Raw genomic sequence first — 20,712 nt, forward strand, 5'->3', positions numbered from 1 at the left:
TCCAAACCCCTCTAAACGCGCTTTATCTAAACGTAAAAACGTCCTTGCTTAAATAACTGCAGCCAATGTTGCACCCTGACGAATTGCACGCTTCGCATCTAACTCGCCCGCTTCTTTGGCACCACCAATTAAATGTACACTTTTGCCATCGGCTTTTAACTGCTCATACATGGCAGTAAAAGACTCCTGACCTGCACAAATAATCACGTTGTCTACTTCAATAATTTTCGGTTGATCATTCACAGTAATATGTAAACCTTGATCATCAATTTTGTCGTAACTGGCTCCAGCAATCATTTTTACATCGCGATTTTTAAGTCCTGTACGATGAATCCAACCCGTGGTCTTACCTAAACCTGCCCCAACAGAAACCGCTTTACGTTGTAGCAAATAAATTTCACGTTCAGACTGTTCTATAGTTGGCTGTTTTAAACCGCCCACATGTGCATATGATGTATCAATTCCCCATTCATCATAGAATTTCTCTGGGTTTAAACTGCCACTTTCACCGTCATGGCTTAGGTATTCGGCTGTATCAAAACCAATACCACCTGCTCCAATAATCGCAACACGCTTACCTACGGGTTTACGTTCTTTAAGCACTTCTAAGTAATTCAATACTTTAGGATGATCAATTCCATCAATCTGTAACTGGCGTGGTGTAACCCCAGTCGCTACCACAATTTCATCAAAATCAGACTTCGCCAATTCGTCATAACTTACCGTATGATTCAGTACCAATTTTATACGTGGTTGCAATTCAATTTTGCGTTTGAAATAACGCAGCGTTTCATAAAACTCTTCTTTTCCTGGAATGGTTTTCGCAATATTAAACTGCCCACCAATTTGGTTTGATGCATCATAAATTGTGACATTATGCCCACGGTCGGCCGCATAGGTTGCAAAACTTAAACCAGCTGGGCCTGCACCAATCACCGCAATATTTTTTTCTTGAGAAGCTTCTTTAAAGAGTAATTCTGTTTCATGGCAGGCACGTGGGTTGACCAAACAGGTGGCTATTTTCATTGAGAAAATATGATCTAAACAAGCTTGGTTGCAACCAATGCAGGTATTAATCTCATCACTGCGACCTTGCACTGCCTTTTCTACAAAAAATGCATCTGCCAATAATGGGCGCGCCATCGACACCATATCTGCATGGCCCGAAGCCAATATATGCTCTGCCATTTCTGGGGTATTAATACGGTTTGAAGTAATTAAAGGAACATTGACCAAGCCTTTCAGCTTTTCCGTTACCCATGTAAATGCAGCACGAGGTACTTTCGTCGCAATGGTTGGAATACGAGCTTCATGCCAACCAATTCCTGTATTAATAATGGTTGCACCAGCTTTTTCTATTTCTTTTGCAAGTTGCACCACTTCATCAAAAGTTGAACCACCATCAACCAAATCAAGCATCGACAAACGGTAAATAATAATAAAGTTTTCACCCACTTCTTGACGTGTGCGCTTTACAATTTCAATTGGAAAACGAATACGGTTTTCATAACTGCCACCCCATTCATCATCACGGTGGTTGGTACGCGCAGCAATAAACTCATTAATTAAATAGCCTTCCGAGCCCATAATTTCCACACCATCATAACCTGCATACTGGGCAAGCTTGGCGCAGTTTACAAAGTCCGCTATGGTTTGTTTCACCTCTGCAGAACTTAGTGCATGTGGCTTTACAGGGTTAATTGGTGCTTGAATGGCAGATGGTGCAACGTTATCGGCCTGATATGAATAACGACCCGTATGTAAAATTTGTAAGGCAATTTTACCGCCTTCTGCATGTACAGCTTGTGTAACCACTTTATGCTTTTCAGCTTCTTCAAGGGTATCTAATTTATTTCCCCCCATAAAAGTTAAGCCCGCGTCATTTGGGGAAATCCCTCCCGTCACAATCAGACCCACGCCGCCTTTCGCACGCTCTGCATAAAATGCGGCCATGCGATCATATCCCCCCGGTGCTTCTTCCAAACCCACATGCATTGACCCCATCAATACGCGGTTTTTTAATGTGGTAAAGCCTAAATCCAATGGTTCTAGTAAGTTTGGATAGTTAGACATATTCTCTCCTTAGCGTGCTTATGTGCTGGCTGTTTTTATGCAGACTGTGGCATATTTTTAACCACAGCAATTAATGCAACTTGTTGCATACTTTTATATTCGAGATTTGATTTTTATGCAACATGTTGCATAATAAAACTTGTTAAAAAATATAAGCAGTACTCTATGTCCCTCGCTCATGTCTTACTGACCAGTTTAATTGAAAAGCCAAGTACTGGAATTGAGCTTGCACGCCGTTTTGACCGCTCCATGGGCTTTTTTTGGAATGCAACGCATCAACAAATTTACCGTGAACTCAGCGCCATGCAGCAAAAAGGCTGGATCTCCCCGATAGAAGATGATAATGCCAATAGCCGGAAAAAAACTTATCAAGCAGAACGTTTAGGTCGTACTGAATTGGCCAACTGGATGGTCAAACAAAGCCCGCCGGCTCAGTTACGTGAAGAATTGATGGTGCGCCTACGTGCAGAAGCTCAAATTGGCGGAAATACCGTTTTGCCCGAACTGGAACGCCATTTACAGTTGCATCAAGATAATTTAAAACTCTATCAAGCCATTTTTGCCAAAGACTTTGCACAAGCAAATGAGCAAGATCGCACCCTATTTATTCATAAGCACATTTTACAATTGGGTATAGATTTAGAAATAGGCTGGATAAAGTGGCTAGAAACACTCATCCCCGCGCTGAAGGCGTTTGATCAGAACAATTGAAATAAAAATAAATAAGGAATGACTATGCCACACTACCGGATGCCAGATGGCGAACAGCTTTTTGTAAGAGAATATGGTCAAGGAAAACCTGTTTTAGTGCTCTCTGGCTTAGGCATGCAAAGCTGGCAGTGGCATCCATTCTTATATCGCTATCGCAATCAGTTTAAATTCATCATTCCAGACTGGCGTGGTTTTGGTGGTTCAAGCCAATGTAAAATTCCACCCCTCGATGCAATTTCTAGCCATTGGTGTGATATTCAAAATTTGTTGCTACAGTTACCGCATGAGAAATATAGCGTCATTGCCTATTCCATGGGGGCAACAACCGCTATGCATGGTATGCAGTACGGTCAATTTGCAGATAAAATCCATCACTACTTACATATTGATCAAACGCCAACAATCCGTTCAAATTCAGATTGGCCTTATGGGTTATTTGGTACGCGCAATACCGAGTTTATTCGTATTCTTGAAAATATTTCTGCTGTGCTACAACGCAACACCAGCGCAGTGTTTATTGATCAGTTAAATAGCACAGACCGTGAAAGCCTATTACACAGTTGGCTCTTTTTTATCAATTTACAAGCCAGTAGCAAAATTGCACCATTTGTAATTCAACACGGCCTAAAACACCCTCGCTTGCAAGCTTTTATCCTACCTATTCAACGTTTAGATTATCTGGCTTGGTACATCAACAACTATTTGCATCATCAAGAAGACTACCGTATGGCCCTAAGTCGCTTAGAGCGACCCGCAACCTTTTTTATTGGTGAGCAATCTAAACTGTATCCTGCCGAAGGGCAGAAAATCATTGCCAGCCAATTAAATCAGGCCAAAACTGTGCTTTTTGAAAAATCAGGACATATGCCCCTAGTCAGTGAGCCATTTAAATTTAGCAAAGAAATTGGCGTATTTTTAAAAGCCATTTGACCCCAACTGAATTTTATTTAAAAAACACGGCGGTCATATTCAATAGCCTCTAAGTCATATACTTGATAAACACAGTCAATCAACGGGCGAGTATATTGACTTTCATCGTCATTTCGGACAATTAAATAAATTGGGCTCACGGCCGCACTGTCGGCCAAAGGCACATAGTTCACATGCCTAAATTGCATCATTTTGACAGATTCAGGAACAATACAAATTCCTTCACCGGCTGCCACCATCCCCAATGACTGTTGCAAACAATCAAGCACCATAAAGCGTTTCGGTTCTAAACCATACTCTAAAAACAATGACTTCACTTGTGATGCATACCCAAGACCCGCTTGTGATGGATAGGAAAAAATTTGCTCGTCATTTAATTCTGTGAGTGAAATTGCGCGGTGCTGATTAGCAAAGGGATGGCTCGAATGTACTGCCACCATCAGCTTTTCTTCGCGCAACATGACCCGCTTTACAGACTGATCTGAAATTCTCACTCGCCCAAAACAAGCATCTACTCGGCCCTCCTTTAAGGCCTGAATTTGTTCAATCCCATTTAACTCTGTTAATTTAACGCTCAAATGTGGATATTGCTGCCGAAACAAATAAACAATACGCGGTAATAACCCACACAATATAGATGTGCTATAACCAATTTGAATTGTTCTTTCGGTCATCCCCGCACGTTGCGTAATGAGCTTAATCTCATCCGCATTGGCTAAAAGTTTCAATGCCTGTTGATAGAAAAAACGGCCAATCACTGTTGGGCGTAATGGTCGACTCCCTCTTTCAAATAAAAGCGCGCCCAATTCCTGTTCTAAATTTTGAATTTGACGGCTTAACGGAGGCTGTGCAATCAATAATTTTTCTGCAGCTTTAGTAAAACTCTGCTCTTCAACCACGGCAACAAAATAGCGTAAATGTCTTAATTCCATGACAAATCCTCATGGTTTATGGCCTGCACAATAGTGTTTAAATCAACCCTGCATAAACCTATATTTTTAAGTATTCAAATTTATGCACCAATTTGAGCCGACATGCTACGTCCATTTCGTCCTGTTTCAAACGCGACTATAGTCTTGAAAAAATCAACAACAACTTGAATAACAAATATCATTTGACAACAATAAAACGATAAACTCTAATTTATTAATATTGTTGCAAATATGGAATATTACAATGCTCAGCGATTTGGATGATTTTTATTGTTTTGCCCAAGTGGTTGAACATGGTGGTTTTAGCGCAGCTGAACGGGCAACAGACATTCCCAAATCTAAACTAAGTCGGCGTGTTTATAATTTAGAAGAACGGCTTGGCGTTCGCTTAATTCAACGCAGTTCTCGACATTTCGCAGTCACTGATATTGGCATGAATATCTATCGTCATGCCCAAGTGATGATGAATGCCGCCCAAGCAGCCCATGATTTAGTCGATCACTTAAGCACTCAACCACGTGGTGTCATTAAAATTAGCTTACCCGTGTCCATTGCGCAAAATGAAATTACTAAAATTTTGCCTAATTTCTTAAAAATGTACCCTGAAATTAAAGTACAAATGATGGTCACTAACCGCCGTGTAGACATTATTAATGAAGGTTTTGATCTGGCACTGCGGGTGCGCGATAACTTAGATGATGATCCCAATTTGGTGATTCGAAAACTTGAAGCGATAGAGCAACATTTGTTTGCCAGTCAAGCCTATCTCAATCAATATGGTGACGTTAAACAACCCGAAGATTTAACCCAGCACCGCATACTCAGCATGGCCGATGAACATCTAGATCAGCATATTGTGGTTCATGATGATCAATCCCAGCAGAAAAAAATTCGAGTCAACCCGATTATTATGGGTTCCGATTTGACCATGTTAGCGCAGTTGGTTTCTCAGGATTGTGGGATTGCTTTGCTCCCCGATTCCATCGTGCAAGATTATTTAAAATCGGGTGAATTAGTCCGAGTCTTACCCGAATGGAAAGCACCACACGGCATTTTACATGCAGTTTACCCATCACGCCGTGGCTTACTGCCTGCTGTTCGGGTCTTTATCGACTATCTCGTTGCAAGTTTTAATCCTGCAAAAATTTAAGGCAAAAAAAAGCTTATCCAAATTCATGGATAAGCTAAAACTTTAAATACAGAAACTACAGCTGAATCTGTTGGAACTATATTACAAATAAAACTTCTTTTCGTTAAATAGAAAATAGCTCTAAATCAGCGTAACTATTTATCTGAAAGCCCTATAAATCAGGGTTTCTCAAAATAGACTTATTGCTAAATCATCTTTGTACAATTTTAAGTCAACATTCCACGACTAAAGTCTAGCGCATTTTAACGCCTTAAATTGCAGAATAACTACCTGTACCTTCTGGCCACGGAGAAAGCAATTCAAAACCATCTTCCGTAACAACCACCATATGTTCCCATTGCGCAGATAATGATCGATCTGCGGTCACAACCGTCCAACCATCTTTCAATTCTTTAGTACGTGCTTTGCCTGCATTAATCATGGGTTCAATGGTAAAAACCATCCCCTTTTTAAGCATGACCCCTTGGCCTGGTTGACCGTAATGCAAGACACTAGGTTGCTCATGATAAACTTTACCAATACCATGCCCACAATACTCACGGACAATAGTATAACCTTCACGCTGCGCCACGGTTTGAATAGCATGACCAACATCACCTAAGGTTGCACCTGGCTTAACTGCGTGAATACCCGCAACCATTGCTTCATACGTGGTTTCAACCAAGCGTTTGGCTTCGGGCTGAATGCTCCCCACATAGTACATACGACTGGTATCACCAAAGTAACCATCTTTAATAATGGCGACATCAATATTAATAATATCGCCATCGTTTAAAATTACTTTTGCTGAAGGAATACCGTGGCAAACCACTTCATTCGGTGAAATACAGGTGGTTTTGGTATAGCCATAATAACCCACATTGGCGGGTACAACTTTTAAAGTATTAACAATAAAATCATTACACAAATCATCTAAATATTCAGTTGTTACACCTGGCTTGACATACTCCCCGATCATCTCCAAAACCTGTGCAGCAAGACGTCCTGAAATACGAAGCTTTTCGATCTCTTGCTCAGTTTTAATTGTGATACTGGAAGCTTTCATTACAACATCCTCATATAAGATGGCCCTGATTATAGCCTTTTTCAATATTTTTTGTTTTATCTGTCTATGTCTCTAAATTTAGCTTTCCCACGGCTTATTAAAAGCAGATTCTTGAACAACTTATCTCCACTCAACTGTATATCAAAGAAACGAGTATCCATTGCAATAACAACACGCTATTCATCATTTTTTTCATTACCTACTGATAAAACAATTAGATAATTCAAATTAAAATTTACTGAATGATATGTTGAGTATGAATATTATAAAAAAAATGAATAATACCCCTAAATAAACTCCAAAATCTGGTTCAATTGCACTAAAATTACGGCCTTCGATTGATTCTCCCTTTCTTATCTTTATGACAAATCTCCGTACAAGGGATATTGTTGCCTTAGGTTTTATGACCTTTGCCCTCTTCATTGGTGCAGGCAATATCATTTTCCCACCCATTGTGGCTCAACAAGCTGGTGAACATGTATGGCTTGCGGCTGCAGGTTTTTTAATCACAGCCGTTGGTCTACCTGTTATTACCATTGTTGCTTTATCACGCGTTGAAGGCTCTATTCAAATTTTAAGTTCACCCCTTGGTAAATTCGCCAGTATTTTACTGACTGTGGTGTGCTATTTAGCTGTAGGCCCTTTATTCGCAACACCACGTACAGCAACTGTTTCTTATGAAATTGGTTTCTCTTCATATTTTGGCGACTCATCTAGTAGCTTACTCATTTACAGTATTATCTATTTTTCTTTTGTTACGCTTGTTTCTCTGTATCCAAATAAAATTTTAGATACTGTTGGTTACTTTTTGTCACCGTTGAAAATTTTAGGTTTGGCCATTTTAGGTCTATCTGCATTTTTCATTCCTGTTGGAAAAATTCATCCTGCAATTAACAACTATATTGCTAGCCCTGTTTCCGAAGGTATTGTGAATGGTTATTTGACCATGGATACTTTAGGCGCATTGGTCTTCGGTATTGTGATTGTAAAAGCCATCACTTCTCGCGGTGTAAGCGATAAAAAATTAGTGACGAAATATGCGGTTATTGCCAGCATTATTTCTGGTATTGGCTTAACACTGGTTTATCTCAGCTTATTTAAATTAGGCATGGGTAGTCACGAATTCGCTCCAAATGCAACCAATGGTGCAATTATCCTGCATGCCTATGTGCAACATGCTTTTGGTGATATGGGTGCTTACTTCCTTTCTGCCATGATTTTTATTGCATGTATGGTGACTGCAATTGGCCTAACCTGTGCCTGTGCAGAGTATTTCTCCACCCTGACAAAAATCCCATATAAAATACTTGTTTTTATTCTGGTTGGTTTTTCCCTCATCATTTCGAACTTAGGTTTAACTAAACTAATTGCTGTCTCTGTACCTGTACTAAGTGCAATTTACCCACCTGCCATTGTGGTTATTTTACTGAGTTTCTGCATCAAGTTTTGGGATAAACCATCACATGTTATTGCACCTGTCACAGCAGTTTCATTTGTTTTTGGTGTTTTTGATGGCGTAAAAGTGGCTGGTTTTGAATTACCTGCGATGTTACAGAGTTTACCTTTGAGTGAACAAAACTTGGCTTGGCTTATTCCATCTGCACTTGTTTTACTTATTGCAACAGTGATCGACAAAGTTAGAAAATAACCTTCTAATAATGCATTAAAATCGGATTTTTACCCAAATGAAGATTTTCTATCAATGACTTATAATTGCTCTATTTTACCCAAATGTGCTCTTATTGGTCTCACTGTCCAAATAATCAAACAACAATTTACCTCTAGCCCCACATAACCCAAACAAGAACCGTTACAATAAGTACATCTAGATGCATAAAATTAAAAATAATTAAAATTCATTACCTTAGTATTAAAAACGCTTACATTTTACCCATAATTTATCCATACATCCTATATACACTGATCTATTTCGCGTATTAAAAATGCTTGGCATGTATTTTGCTTATCCTATTTTGAGATGAAAAATTGTATTTTTAATCTCGCTCAAACATACCGTTTCAAAATATGAAGTATTTTTTGTATTTATAATGGTATTATGTATATACTATGGTCTAACATAGATATATGACAAAATAATGACACTTGCTCTTGAAATACCTTGAAATAGGCAGTACAACTGTAATTGTCATTCTTACTAAAACAATTGGGTTTTAGTAAAAAACGAAAGGAGGGGTGGAGATGTTATCAATACATTTCAATAAGGAATTTTTCATTAACGCTCTCAAAGCCAATAAAAATATGGTGACCTTTTTAAGCACCACTATTGCGTTGATGCTTACGTTATTGATTCATGGCTTAATGCAGGGAAACTTAAGACTTGAATACTTTGGCTATGCGTTAATTGTCTCATTTGCGTTCTTTTTATGGGCTGCAATTGACGAAAAATACCGCAAGCAAGTACCACTCTAATTTATTTGATTAGAGTATGAAAAAGGTGGATGACTTATCATCCACCTCTGAAAAAGAAAGACTAAAATTCCAAAAAACGATCACTAAAAATTTATTCAAAACTATCTCGTATTACTTTTATTTTTTCTATTGACCATAAAAACTTTTACTTAGCCCTAGTAATAATATGGCTGTCGCTCCTACCTCACTAATCACCAGCAATAACATGGCAAGAGTCATCAAACCCTTGGGTAAAGTCATTGTTTCACCCAACTGATGGGGTGTTTTAAACTGATTGGTCGTGTCTTTTAAATAACCATGTAAAATATAACTTAGAATAGAAAATGAGAAAAAAACCAAGTTAATAACAATACACAGCCAATTAATCCATTCCTGAAACGCAGAAAAATATGCCAAAACAGCTAAAATAAGCGATGCAGGTGCATACAATAAACTACTTCTATGCGCAATATCGACATAATAATGCGCACGAGATTGCGTTGATTGACGAATTTGCCAATATTTCCAAACGCCCGTTAACATTCCTACCCATAAAAATATTCCACTAAAAAGAATTCCCAATTTGACCGAAGCTGTCAGTTCTATTGCATCCATACGATTTTATATTTCCCTTGTCATTAAAAATTGATCTGACTTAAAAGTCATAAATCAATCAAGTTTCTATTTGGAACTTGTGTAAAGTACACTTATAGAAGTTAATATTTATAGAGATCACTATGTCTCAATTTGAAGCATTTAACATTTGCTGTAAAGATGGTTACATCTTAAGCGCTCGTTTTTATAGTCACTCATCAAACAGCCCTAAAAGTTTGCCTATTTTAATTTGTCCTGCAACAGGCATTACCAAGCAATTTTATAATAGCTTTGCAACATGGCTGAGTGAACAAGGATACAACGTTTTAGTGTTCGATTTCCGTGGCATTGGTGACTCATTGCACGGGCCATTAAGCAAATCGGAAGCCAGTATTGTGCAATGGGGTCAATTAGACATCCCTGCCGCTATAAATGCATTGCTCAATAAAACCCATGCAGCCAAAGTCCTTCTACTGGGCCACAGTGCTGGCGGACAATTACTTGGTCTTGCACCTAATCATGAAAAAGTGGCTAAAGTTGTGGCTGTTTCAGGGTCAAGTGGCCATGTAAAAGGTCTAAAAGGCCGTACAAAATTATTGGCCCCACTCATGTTTAAAGCGATATTTCCTATTGCCCGTATGACCATTGGCTATGGCCCGACCAACGCAATTGGTATGGGGGAAAACTTACCCAAAGATGTTGCACGTCAATGGGCAGAATTTTGTGGAAAACCTGGTTATGTCACGAATGCCATTGGCAAAACAGTGCATGAAGATTTTCATCATGACATTAAAACCCCTATTACCGTGGTTTGGTCTAGCGATGATGAAATTGCCACTGAAGTTAATGTCAAAGATTTACTACGTTTATATCCAAATACCCAAACCACAATGCTTGAATTAAAACCGAGTGAATTTAATCACAAAGCCATTGGACATATGCTGATGTTTAAAAAGAGCCATCAAAATATTTGGCCGCTTATTGAAAAGCAATTAAACCTCTAAGCTATTTTTATAGTCAGCCAAACTTGTCATGAACGGGTTTGGTCGATTAACCTTGTAATCATAGCTTTATTTAAATAAAACTTTTTTAGATGAAAAATTTAATTGATTAATCAACGCTATATTTTGTGCCCACTTTTTTAATTCAATTGTAGACAGGCTTTAAATAGATGATAATTGAAAGCAAAATAGCACTTTAATTTTTTATTCTATATTGATGTATTCTAAGTTTGTTCTAAATACTGTCATCATCAACTTAAATTTTTAATAGGCTAGATGATGAGTATGCAAATAATACCCTTAAAAAGCACCCTTCTCTTTAAAGGTATTATTTGCAAAATCAAAACCAATCTCCCAAATGGTTTTGATTTGATAGATTCATTCTAATCTTAACAGACTTTAAATATTTCTCTTATTTTTGCCTATTTTGAGGTGTTTTTAATAAATATTTCCGAAATAACAGCATTATTCAGAAATTTATCCTTAGGAAAATAAAATGAGTGAAAATATTTACACTTTAGATAAAACTGATCGACGTATTCTTTCCGAACTTAGGCAAGATGGACGCTTAACCGTAACCGAACTGGCTGAAAAAATTGGCTTATCGTCATCGCCTTGCTGGACACGTCTAAAACGCCTAGAAAACCTAAACGTCATTGAAGGCTATACAGCCAATATTAATCCGAAAGCCATTGGAATTAATGAACTGTTCTTTATTGAAATTACTTTAGAACGTCATGATGATGAAATTTTAAATGAATTTAGTGATGCCTTAGCAAATATGCCTGAAGTCGTTGAGGCACATTTAGTGACTGGCGATTACGATTATTTAGTGAAAGTTGCCGTAAAAAATTCTGAGCATTACGAACGTTTTTTACGTAAAAATCTCTATTCAATGAAAGCGGTCCGCCATACCCGTTCTATTTTTGCCTTACGTCCCTTAAAGCTTGAAAATAAAGTTGATTTAATGATGATTGAATAATCTATTATTTTTTTAACGTTCAATTCTTTATTTTAAATCGGTAATTTTTTCCAATTTATGTTTTAATACACTTAGTATGAGATGAGCCTCTACAGTATATGAGCTTGACTTATATACGACTAGCCCCTAACCATGGGGCTTTTTATTGCCTATAAATTTCATTTTCAATTGATTTATATGACTATTTATAATAAATAGGTCATAAAAAAGCACCGAATGAACAGTGCTTTTTTATTTTTGTGGCATTTAAACCAAGTAAATTAACCCAAAATACCAATTGAAAATTGGATTACAAATGCATTCACAATATCGACAAAAAATGCACCAGTCAGTGGAATAATTAAAAAGGCTTTATGTGATGGCCCATAAGTATTGGTTACCGCTTGAATATTAGCAATTGCAGTTGGAGTCGCACCTAAATTTACACCACATTGGCCTGCACAAAGCACAGCCGCATCGTAATTTTTCCCCATAATACGAAACGTCACAAAATACAAATATAACGCTAAGAAAATGGTTTGCACGATTAAAATAATGACCAGTGGCCCTGCTAAATCTGCCAACAACCATAGCTGTAATGACATTAAAGCCATAGACAAAAATAATGCCAAAGAGGCATTACCAAAAACATCTATGCAACGGTCAAAGACTTGAACTTTTAAACCATGTTCTAAAATATTACGCAGGATTACACCACACATGAGCGCCCAAACAAAAGTTGGAAGCTCAAACCACTGCCCTTTGGCAATTGCCGTCATGAAATAAGCAAAGCTAATGCAAATTGCAAACATCCCCAGCGTTTTTACAGCATCATCTGCGGTAATTAAACGCGTCTTTTCCGGGTATTCGAACGGTGCTGTTTGTGCTGCAGGTGGCGCTTCATTGCGACCCGTTTCCGGTAAACTTTCTTCCGCTAGCTTATAGCGTCGTATAAGAAACTTAGCGACTGGCCCGCCCATCATACCGCCAATGACCAATCCAAATGTCGCACTGGCCATGCCCAATACAACTGCGCCTTGTACGCCATGCTCTTGTTCAAATACAGCGCCCCAAGCACCTGCTGTACCATGTCCACCAGTTAAGGTTACTGAGCCTGTAATAAGACCAATCAGCGGGTCTAACCCTAAAACTTTAGCAAGACTAACACCGACTACATTTTGTAATAATACAAAAATAATAACGCATGCCAAAAAGAGTATAAGTGCTTTTCCACCCTCTTTAAGCTTAATCAAACTCGCACTCAAACCGACGGAGGTAAAAAACATCAACATAAAAACCTGTTGAATATTTGCGTCGAAGTTAACCGTAATATTAAAACTTTTAAATAAAAAATAGGTAATTACCGCCGCGACTAATCCGCCTGCGACTGGTTCTGGAATATTGTATTTTTTTAAAATACTCACCTTATTGACGACGACATACCCCATCAATAGTACAAAAACTGCTACAACGATTGTCAAAAAGGCATCTAATTGATAATTCATGAGGTATCCACTGATGCTTACTTAATTAATTTTAAACGGAATCGTAAGTTCTGGACAAGATTTTATTTTTATTCTTAGGCTATCTAGACTTTATTTGTACAAATACGACTATTTATAAAATACATCTATGTAAATATAGTGAATTAACTAAAACAAACGAAGTATTAAAGATTAAAAATATGGAAGAGGCCGATACTTTTTAGTAATACAAAAATACCGATCTTCACATATTATCAGCAATTAAAAAATTAGAGCTTTTCATTAAAATAGATAAATAAGCAACCAATTCTATTCGACGTCATACACCCAATTTCTGGCTTGTTTGTCTGTGGTATTTTCACAGACATAGTAAAAATCATCCCATGAATCTGGATGGAAAATTTCAAGTTTTCGATAAGTCACTTTTTTTGACTTCTCGATACATTCAAAGCTTTCACCTTGATCTTTCACGGCTGATCCGTTAAGGAATCCACCAATACATAAAAACCGTGCTTGTTTTGCCATTTGCTACATCAACTTTTTCAATCACTGAATCATGCGGTGATTAAACGATTTATTAGATGGACTGTAAAGTGAAACAAACGATATCTATAAAAAAGTATTAATCAGACGAAGTGAGTCTTGGTCTGATTGATTAAAATCATGCGTAATACCGATGATTTAGTTTTGGAAGTACTAAAAAACACCAAGTTTCATCATCTCTGTATTTTAAATTTATTGTAGTTTTTCAATTTTTTGCTCCTGATACTCAAAATAGTTGTCAAATTCAACTGGTAGATCTTTTTGAATTTCCTTCAAAATTTTTTCTACCCCCCCAACTCAGTCTGATCATCAAAGAAATTTTTAGGAAGATTTTTGATTAACTTATAATCCATAATAAACTTTTTCCAATCACTACCAAAAATAGTAAGACTGTTTATAGCTAATAGAGCTTGTTCGTAAGTATTTAATTGGATTCTTAATTTTTTCACATAATATTCATACTTGTCATTCCCTGAGATTTCAGCTGCATCAATCCATTTTGTAGTATGATAAAGATGTCGATAGTAATGACCTAAACGTGTCTGATGCCCTCCAAAAATTTTATATTTAAATTTTTTTTCATTTCTGACCAATTCTCGAAACGCATTATTTGAAAGTAAACCAATAAGCTCATCTACATTAATTTTTTCTGAAAATCATTCATCCAAATAATATTTTAATGTTCTATTAGATCTTTGCCCCGCACCAAAGAAAAAACAATAAAAAGCCATTTCAATTATATAAACACTATCTAATGAAGATTTAAAAAGAGGTTTATCACTATAAAAATTAATAAATTTTCCTATCTTTGAATCACACTTAACATTATTAATATCGATTTTATATTTAATTTGAAAAATTTCTATAATCAAAACCAATTCTCTAAACATCCAAAGAATCGCCTTATTACTTGAAATATAACCGCCATCTAATTTATCAATTTCCATCATTTTTACATTTTCACGATGAATTTCTAAAAGATGAAAAAAATGATCTTCAAATCGCTGTTGCTGCACTCTTTCAATTTCTTGTTTATATGCCTTATTAGAAAAATATACTGCTAAGGCCGTTAAAGCAACAATAATCAAAGCTGTCACACCAGAAACAAAACTACCTAAATATCCAATATTTTCAATATACTCACTTTTTTCATCCCATACTTCGAAAGAAAAATATTGTAAAAAAATACAAAATAAAAACCATGGGATTCCTATACATAAAAGAATAAATGGCAAATATACAATCTGTCTTAAGTTTTTCTTTTCAAGAAACATAAAATAATACTTTAATTAAAAATTTCGATTATTTTTATATTTATTTTTCAATATTTCAATAAATAAGGGCTGAATTAATCAGCCCTTATTTTAAACTACTTTTTAATCAATTAGACATTAAGTCAATTGAGCAGCAGCAATTTTCTTAGTATCAACATCTTTAGCAGCGTCAGTATAGTCGCTCATTTTGTCGAAGCTTAAGTATTGGTAGATGTCAGCTGACATGCTATCAATTTGAGCTGCATATTGTTGGTATTCTTCTGGGCTTGGCAATTTACCAAGTACAGCAGCAACAGATGCAAGTTCAGCAGAAGCTAAGTAAACGTTCGCACCTTGACCTAAACGGTTCGGAAAGTTACGCGTAGAAGTCGATACACAAGTTGTGTTCGGCGCTACACGTGCCTGGTTACCCATACATAATGAACAACCTGGCATTTCAGTACGCGCGCCAGCTTTACCATAAATGTTATAGAAACCTTCTTCCATCAATTGACGTTCGTCCATACGCGTAGGCGGAGCAATCCACAAACGAGTTGACAATACGCCACCAGGAACTTTTTCTAACAACTTACCAGTTGCGCGGAAGTGACCGATGTTTGTCATACATGAACCAACGAATACTTCGTCAATTTTCACACCTTGAACGTCAGATAACAATTTCGCATCATCTGGGTCGTTTGGACAGCAAAGAACTGGTTCAGTAATTGTCGCTAGATCAATTTCATACACTTTCGTGTATTCAGCGTCAGCATCAGCTTTAAGAAGTGATGGGTTCGCTAACCATTTCTCCATGTTCTCTACACGACGCGCCATAGTACGAGCATCGCCATAACCTTCAGAAATCATCCATTTCAACATTGTGATGTTTGATTTCAGGTATTCAGCAACTTTCTCTTCAGAAAGCGTGATAGAACAACCAGCAGCAGAACGCTCAGCAGAAGCATCAGAAAGTTCGAATGCTTGTTCAACAGTAAGGTCATTTTCCATTTCTGTTAAATCGATCTCAAGGATACGACCAGAGAAGATGTTTTTCTTACCTTTCTTCTCTACAGTTAAGTCACCTTGCTGAATCGCAACATAAGGAATTGCATGTACTAGGTCACGTAGTGTGATACCAGGTTGCATTTTACCTTTGAACTTCACAAGGATAGATTCAGGCATGTCTAGTGGCATAACACCAGTTGCAGCAGCAAATGCTACAAGACCAGAACCCGCAGGGAATGAAATACCAATTGGGAAACGTGTATGTGAGTCACCGCCTGTACCAACAGTATCCGGCATTAACATACGGTTTAACCAAGAGTGAATAATACCGTCACCTGGGCGTAAAGACACACCACCACGGTTCATGATGAAATCAGGAAGCGTGTGTTGCATTTGAACGTCAATTGGTTTTGGATATGCAGCTGTATGGCAGAAAGATTGCATAACAAGGTCAGCAGAGAAACCTAGGCAAGCCAAGTCTTTCAATTCATCACGTGTCATTGGACCAGTAGTATCTTGCGAACCAACAGTCGTCATCTTAGGTTCACAGTAAGTACCCGGAAGTACGCCTTGACCTTCAGGAAGACCACATGCACGACCAACCATTTTCTGTGCTTGAGTGAAACCTTTGCCAGTAGCAGCAGGTTGAACTGGAACACGGAATAAAGTAGATGGAGCAAGACCTAAAGCTTCACGCGCTTTAGTGGTCAAACCACGACCAACGATTAGGTTAATACGACCACCCGCACGAACTTCATCAAGAAGTACTGGTGTTTTAAGTTCAGCTTCAGCAATCACTGCACCGTCTTTAGACGCAGAAACTTTTGCAGCAGCATGATCAATTTTAAGAACGATTTCATCGCCCATGTTCATGTTTGCAACATCAATTTCAATTGGTAACGCGCCTGCATCTTCCATTGTGTTGAAGAAGATTGGAGCAATTTTAGAACCTAAGCAGTAACCCCCGTCTTTTTTGTTCGGGATGTGTGGAATGTCATCACCAAAGAACCAAAGCACAGAGTTTGTTGCAGATTTACGGCTTGAACCCGTACCAACAACGTCACCTACGTAAGCAACTTGCTGGCCTTTCGCGATTAAGTCTTTAATTTGGTTAAGTGGACCAACTTCACCAGGAACTTCTGGGTTAATACCATCACGTACGTTTTTCAACATTGCATTTGCGTGTAATGGAATATCTGGACGGCTCCAAGCGTCTTGTGCAGGTGACAAGTCGTCTGTGTTTGTTTCGCCAGTTACTTTGAAAACTGTAAGTTTGATTTCGCTTGGAACGTCTTTACGAGTTGTGAACCATTCAGCGTCAGCCCAAGACTGCATAACAGCTTGTGCATTTACGTTACCGGCTTTTGCTTTGTCTGCAACGTCATGGAACGCATCAAATACAAGTAAAGTTTTTTTCAAAGCTTCAGCAGCAAGTTCAGAAAGTGCTGCGTCATCAAGAAGAGCAACCAAAGGAGCAACGTTATAACCACCAAGCATAGTACCTAGTAAGTAAACCGCACGTTCTTTAGAAACTAATGGAGAAGTTGCTTCACCTTTTGCCAAAGCAGCCAAGAAAGCAGCTTTAACATATGCAGCTTGGTCAACACCTGCTGGTATACGGTTTTCAAGCAAGTCAACTAAGAATGCTTCTTCGCCAGCTGGTGGATTTTTTAATAATTCAACTAACGCTGCTGTTTGAACATCGTCAAGTGGCTTCGGTGGGACTCCGAGTGCGGCACGTTCTGCAACGTGTTGGCGGTAAGCTTCTAGCACGGTTTATTCCTCTTTTTTAAAAAATTACTTGCGAATTCCAGCCATTTTCAGGCTTCGCAAATAATATGGACTGCTTGATTTTACTAAAATTCCAGTTAAAAGTTAATGCGCTACTAGTGTTTCTTTGTGATGCTCATTATTTTCTAACTAAATGTAGCAGGATTGGTCATTCAACAACCAAATTCTTTAATAAAAACACTCATTTCAAGCAAAATTTAACGTTTAACTCGAATTTCAACATAAAAATAGGCAACGCTATGTTGCCTTGTTTGTATCAAAAGATGTATTCCACCTTAGTGGACAGTCGTTGTTGATAAATATTGCGTTAATTCTGTGCGATTTCCACTAAAACGTAATGGGCACTGGTCTTCATATAGTCCTTGATATTGATTACTGGCAAATGAAATTTCAACTTTAAAACATTGAGGATTTCCCTCAACTTGATGTTTTAAAAACACACGATCACCAATACTTAATACATAATTTCCACCACCAATAATAACCACACCCTGTGCATCTTCTAAGAGTAAATCTGCATGATGCAAATAGCCGACAACATCCATTTGTTGCTCCTCTTTTTATCATCTTCTATTTCGATTATTCAGTAAAAAGATAAGCTTTGCTATATTTTAGATATATAAATTTGTCACAAGTTGTATTTGTCATTAATCCCATGATATTTGCTTAGGCTATTTTATTTTAACAACAAAAAACCGCTCCTAAGAACGGTTTCAAAAGTTTTGATCTATTGCCCTGTAATGTCTAAAGCAAATTATTAAAATGGTTTGTAATCTGGCATTTTCTCATGCGGTGAAGCAATACATTTTGCAGTAAATTCACTTCGAACTTTTTCACGTACGCTTTCTACATCTGCCCGAATGGTTGCTTCTGGCAAGGCATACACTTCATCAATAATACTGATGATGAATTTTTTAGTGGTTTCATCTTCAATTTTATCGGCGTGTTCCACTGCTTTTTCTTTAGGAATCGCATTTTGGCGATCTAACATAATGGTTCGCGCGGCGTTGCCGACACTACGACAATAACCTTGCCATTGCTCTTCTGGGGTTAAAGGCTTCTTCTCTGCACAGCCAACCAATGCAATCAAAACTGATAAAGCGAGTAACTTTTTCATGAAAAATCTCCTACATGGCAGCACTATAAAAGATCGGTAGGAATTTGTCATTTAATTCCCCCAAACCCATCGTTTTAGGCCTCTAAATATTTTGAGTTTTAAATATTGATAGGTCTTTGTAATTTATCTACATAATTTATAACCAGCGACACAGTTTCAAATCCTACCTTTCTATTCTTTTATTTCTGTCTATAATTTAGTGATTATTTTCATGAATATTGTTTAATATTTTCTTATGTCAGATTTACAGCTTTCCCTTAGTGAATATTTATCTGCAGTACAAGAAGTCGTTAAACTGGCTTTTGACGATGCGGTCTGGGTAAAGGCTGAAATTCGCAATTTAAATATAAAAAGTGGCCATTACTATATTGAACTGGCAGAAAAAGAACAGGATAGTGATAAAGTTATTGCCAGTTGCAAAGCAACAATTTGGAAATTTTCAGCGACAAAAATTGTGGGAAAATTTGAACGTGAAAGCGGAATTGAATTAAGCCGTGATTTAAATGTCATGATAAAAGTCAAAGCACGGTTTGATCCGCAATATGGCTTTTCGGTCAATATTGAGGAAATTGATTCAAGTTATACTTTAGGCGATTTAGCCAGACGTTATCAGCAAATTGTGCAACAGCTTTCCAACGAAGGTTTGATTCATAAAAACAGGTTACTTCCCGCACCTTTTGACATTCAGCATGTTTTAGTGATTGCACCTGAACAAGCCGCAGGTTTAGGCGATTTCAAAAAAGATGCCGATGCCTTACAAAAATCGGGCGTGTGCGAATTCATTTATCATCACGCCACGTTTCAGGGGAATACGGCAGCGCAAAATATTATTGCGACCCTTGGGCAAGGGCTTCGCCAATGGGCTACAGATTTTGCGACCCCACCCGATTTAATTGTGATTATTCGCGGTGGCGGTGCTGTCAACGATTTGGCATATTTAAATGACTACGATTTGGCTGCCTTATTATGTAAGCGTTCTGTGCCTATTTGGGTGGGTATCGGTCATGAAAAAGACCGTACTATTTTAGATGAAATTGCCAACCGTTCTTTTGATACCCCCAGTAAAGTCATTGCAGGTATCCGCAACCATATTAGCTCGCGGGTTCAAGAGGTCTTAGATGCTTGGCAAAATATTCAATTGCTTTCTCAACAGCAAATATCAGCTTATCAAAGCCAAAATGACCAGCTAATGAAAATGATTCAAACGCTGTCTAAAAACCAAACCTACGATGCCAACAAACAACTACGGCAAATTAAAGACCAAATACAGCTATTTGCAGAGCAACAACTGAAATTTGCCGATTATCAAATTGAAGCATTGATGCGTGAAACCTTATTGCAAAACCCACGACATGTTTTATCTAAAGGCTATGCGGTTGTTCGGCAAAACCAACATGCTATTCGCTCAGTTCAGCAACTGACGACTGAACCCTCACATATTGAAATTGAATTACAAGATGGTACGGTGCATGCCAATATTCATGTAATTCACCCACAACAGGTTATTTCCAATGAATAAAGAACATTTAAGCTTTAAAGATGGCTATGAAATTTTAAAGAAAAATGCTGAATTATTAGAAAGTCAGCAAGAACCTGACATTGATAATTTAATGAAATTGGTAGAAGAATCAATGCAAGCCTATAAAGCCTGCAAAGCCCGTGTGGATGCTGTACAAACAGCATTAGCCAATACATTCAAAAAATAAATTTCAC

20 protein-coding genes are annotated in these 20,712 nt (G+C 37.7%); 9 read left to right on the top strand and 11 right to left on the bottom strand.

Translation table 11 applies throughout. The annotated features are described in order from the left end of the window. Nucleotides 1-48 precede the first annotated feature (48 nt). Entirely contained in the window at nt 49-2,073 is a 2,025-nt protein-coding gene (locus BBP83_RS06940; RefSeq protein ID WP_068886877.1) for an NADPH-dependent 2,4-dienoyl-CoA reductase, read from the bottom strand. A 165-nt stretch (nt 2,074-2,238) separates the two neighbouring features. Between BBP83_RS06940 and BBP83_RS06945 the strand changes: the two genes are divergently transcribed. Further along, nucleotides 2,239-2,784: a PadR family transcriptional regulator gene (locus BBP83_RS06945; protein WP_068886878.1), complete on the top strand. Its 546-nt coding sequence runs from the start codon at nt 2,239-2,241 to the stop codon at nt 2,782-2,784. Nucleotides 2,785-2,808: 24 nt separating this feature from the next. Beyond that, nucleotides 2,809-3,714, top strand: a complete 906-nt coding sequence (locus BBP83_RS06950) for an alpha/beta fold hydrolase (RefSeq protein ID WP_068886880.1) — start codon at nt 2,809-2,811, stop codon at nt 3,712-3,714. Between the two features lie 17 nt (nt 3,715-3,731). On the opposite strand, the gene BBP83_RS06955 is transcribed toward BBP83_RS06950, so the two are convergent. Beyond that, nucleotides 3,732-4,646, bottom strand: a complete 915-nt coding sequence (locus BBP83_RS06955) for a LysR substrate-binding domain-containing protein (RefSeq protein ID WP_068886882.1) — start codon at nt 4,644-4,646, stop codon at nt 3,732-3,734. A gap of 244 nt (nt 4,647-4,890) precedes the next feature. On the opposite strand from BBP83_RS06955, the gene BBP83_RS06960 reads away from it, so the two are divergent. Further along, nucleotides 4,891-5,796 (top strand): LysR substrate-binding domain-containing protein, encoded by a 906-nt coding sequence (locus BBP83_RS06960; protein WP_068886884.1) that lies wholly within the window; start codon nt 4,891-4,893, stop codon nt 5,794-5,796. 250 nt (nt 5,797-6,046) lie between these two features. On the opposite strand, the gene map is transcribed toward BBP83_RS06960, so the two are convergent. Continuing rightward, nucleotides 6,047-6,841 (bottom strand): type I methionyl aminopeptidase, encoded by a 795-nt coding sequence (gene map, locus BBP83_RS06965; RefSeq protein WP_068886886.1) that lies wholly within the window; start codon nt 6,839-6,841, stop codon nt 6,047-6,049. A gap of 361 nt (nt 6,842-7,202) precedes the next feature. Between map and brnQ the strand changes: the two genes are divergently transcribed. Both brnQ and BBP83_RS06975 read left to right on the top strand, forming a co-directional pair. Beyond that, a complete protein-coding gene (gene brnQ, locus BBP83_RS06970) occupies nt 7,203-8,489 on the top strand; it encodes a branched-chain amino acid transport system II carrier protein (protein WP_068886888.1) in 1,287 nt (428 codons plus the stop codon). A 551-nt stretch (nt 8,490-9,040) separates the two neighbouring features. Continuing rightward, nucleotides 9,041-9,271 (top strand): hypothetical protein, encoded by a 231-nt coding sequence (locus BBP83_RS06975; protein ID WP_068886890.1) that lies wholly within the window; start codon nt 9,041-9,043, stop codon nt 9,269-9,271. 126 nt (nt 9,272-9,397) lie between these two features. Here BBP83_RS06975 and BBP83_RS06980 read toward each other — a convergent pair whose 3' ends face one another. Next, nucleotides 9,398-9,865, bottom strand: coding sequence for a hypothetical protein (locus BBP83_RS06980; RefSeq protein WP_068886892.1), 468 nt, complete (start codon nt 9,863-9,865; stop codon nt 9,398-9,400). A 122-nt stretch (nt 9,866-9,987) separates the two neighbouring features. Between BBP83_RS06980 and BBP83_RS06985 the strand changes: the two genes are divergently transcribed. Further along, complete coding sequence (locus tag BBP83_RS06985; RefSeq protein ID WP_068886894.1) at nt 9,988-10,848, top strand: alpha/beta hydrolase family protein; 861 nt, start codon at nt 9,988-9,990, stop codon at nt 10,846-10,848. A 493-nt stretch (nt 10,849-11,341) separates the two neighbouring features. Next, on the top strand, nt 11,342-11,827 hold the full coding sequence (locus BBP83_RS06990; RefSeq protein ID WP_068886896.1) for an Lrp/AsnC family transcriptional regulator: 486 nt from the start codon (nt 11,342-11,344) through the stop codon (nt 11,825-11,827). 260 nt (nt 11,828-12,087) lie between these two features. On the opposite strand, the gene gltS is transcribed toward BBP83_RS06990, so the two are convergent. The 7 genes from gltS to BBP83_RS07025 all read right to left on the bottom strand — a co-directional run bounded on the left by gltS (nt 12,088) and on the right by BBP83_RS07025 (nt 18,999). Continuing rightward, nucleotides 12,088-13,311 (bottom strand): sodium/glutamate symporter, encoded by a 1,224-nt coding sequence (gltS, locus tag BBP83_RS06995; RefSeq protein WP_068886898.1) that lies wholly within the window; start codon nt 13,309-13,311, stop codon nt 12,088-12,090. A gap of 288 nt (nt 13,312-13,599) precedes the next feature. Next, nucleotides 13,600-13,815: a hypothetical protein gene (locus BBP83_RS07000; protein WP_068886900.1), complete on the bottom strand. Its 216-nt coding sequence runs from the start codon at nt 13,813-13,815 to the stop codon at nt 13,600-13,602. 302 nt (nt 13,816-14,117) lie between these two features. Then, on the bottom strand, nt 14,118-14,426 hold the full coding sequence (locus BBP83_RS07005) for a putative phage abortive infection protein (protein ID WP_068886902.1): 309 nt from the start codon (nt 14,424-14,426) through the stop codon (nt 14,118-14,120). A 63-nt stretch (nt 14,427-14,489) separates the two neighbouring features. After that, entirely contained in the window at nt 14,490-15,107 is a 618-nt protein-coding gene (locus BBP83_RS07010) for a hypothetical protein (RefSeq protein WP_068886904.1), read from the bottom strand. A gap of 117 nt (nt 15,108-15,224) precedes the next feature. After that, nucleotides 15,225-17,864 carry a bifunctional aconitate hydratase 2/2-methylisocitrate dehydratase gene (locus tag BBP83_RS07015; RefSeq protein WP_068886906.1) on the bottom strand — a complete coding sequence of 880 codons (2,640 nt, stop codon included), beginning with the start codon at nt 17,862-17,864 and terminating at the stop codon, nt 15,225-15,227. A 293-nt stretch (nt 17,865-18,157) separates the two neighbouring features. Continuing rightward, nucleotides 18,158-18,427, bottom strand: a complete 270-nt coding sequence (locus BBP83_RS07020; RefSeq protein WP_068886908.1) for a hypothetical protein — start codon at nt 18,425-18,427, stop codon at nt 18,158-18,160. 212 nt (nt 18,428-18,639) lie between these two features. After that, entirely contained in the window at nt 18,640-18,999 is a 360-nt protein-coding gene (locus tag BBP83_RS07025; RefSeq protein WP_068886911.1) for a hypothetical protein, read from the bottom strand. 235 nt (nt 19,000-19,234) lie between these two features. Here BBP83_RS07025 and xseA point away from each other — a divergent pair, with 235 nt between their 5' ends. Further along, on the top strand, nt 19,235-20,518 hold the full coding sequence (xseA, locus tag BBP83_RS07030) for an exodeoxyribonuclease VII large subunit (protein WP_068886913.1): 1,284 nt from the start codon (nt 19,235-19,237) through the stop codon (nt 20,516-20,518). After that, nucleotides 20,511-20,705: an exodeoxyribonuclease VII small subunit gene (gene xseB, locus BBP83_RS07035; RefSeq protein WP_068886914.1), complete on the top strand. Its 195-nt coding sequence runs from the start codon at nt 20,511-20,513 to the stop codon at nt 20,703-20,705. The genes xseA and xseB overlap by 8 nt, the downstream gene beginning before the upstream one ends. Nucleotides 20,706-20,712 lie beyond the last annotated feature (7 nt).

The sequence above is a fragment of the Acinetobacter celticus genome (genome assembly GCF_001707755.1).
GTDB classification, from domain to species: domain Bacteria; phylum Pseudomonadota; class Gammaproteobacteria; order Pseudomonadales; family Moraxellaceae; genus Acinetobacter; species Acinetobacter celticus.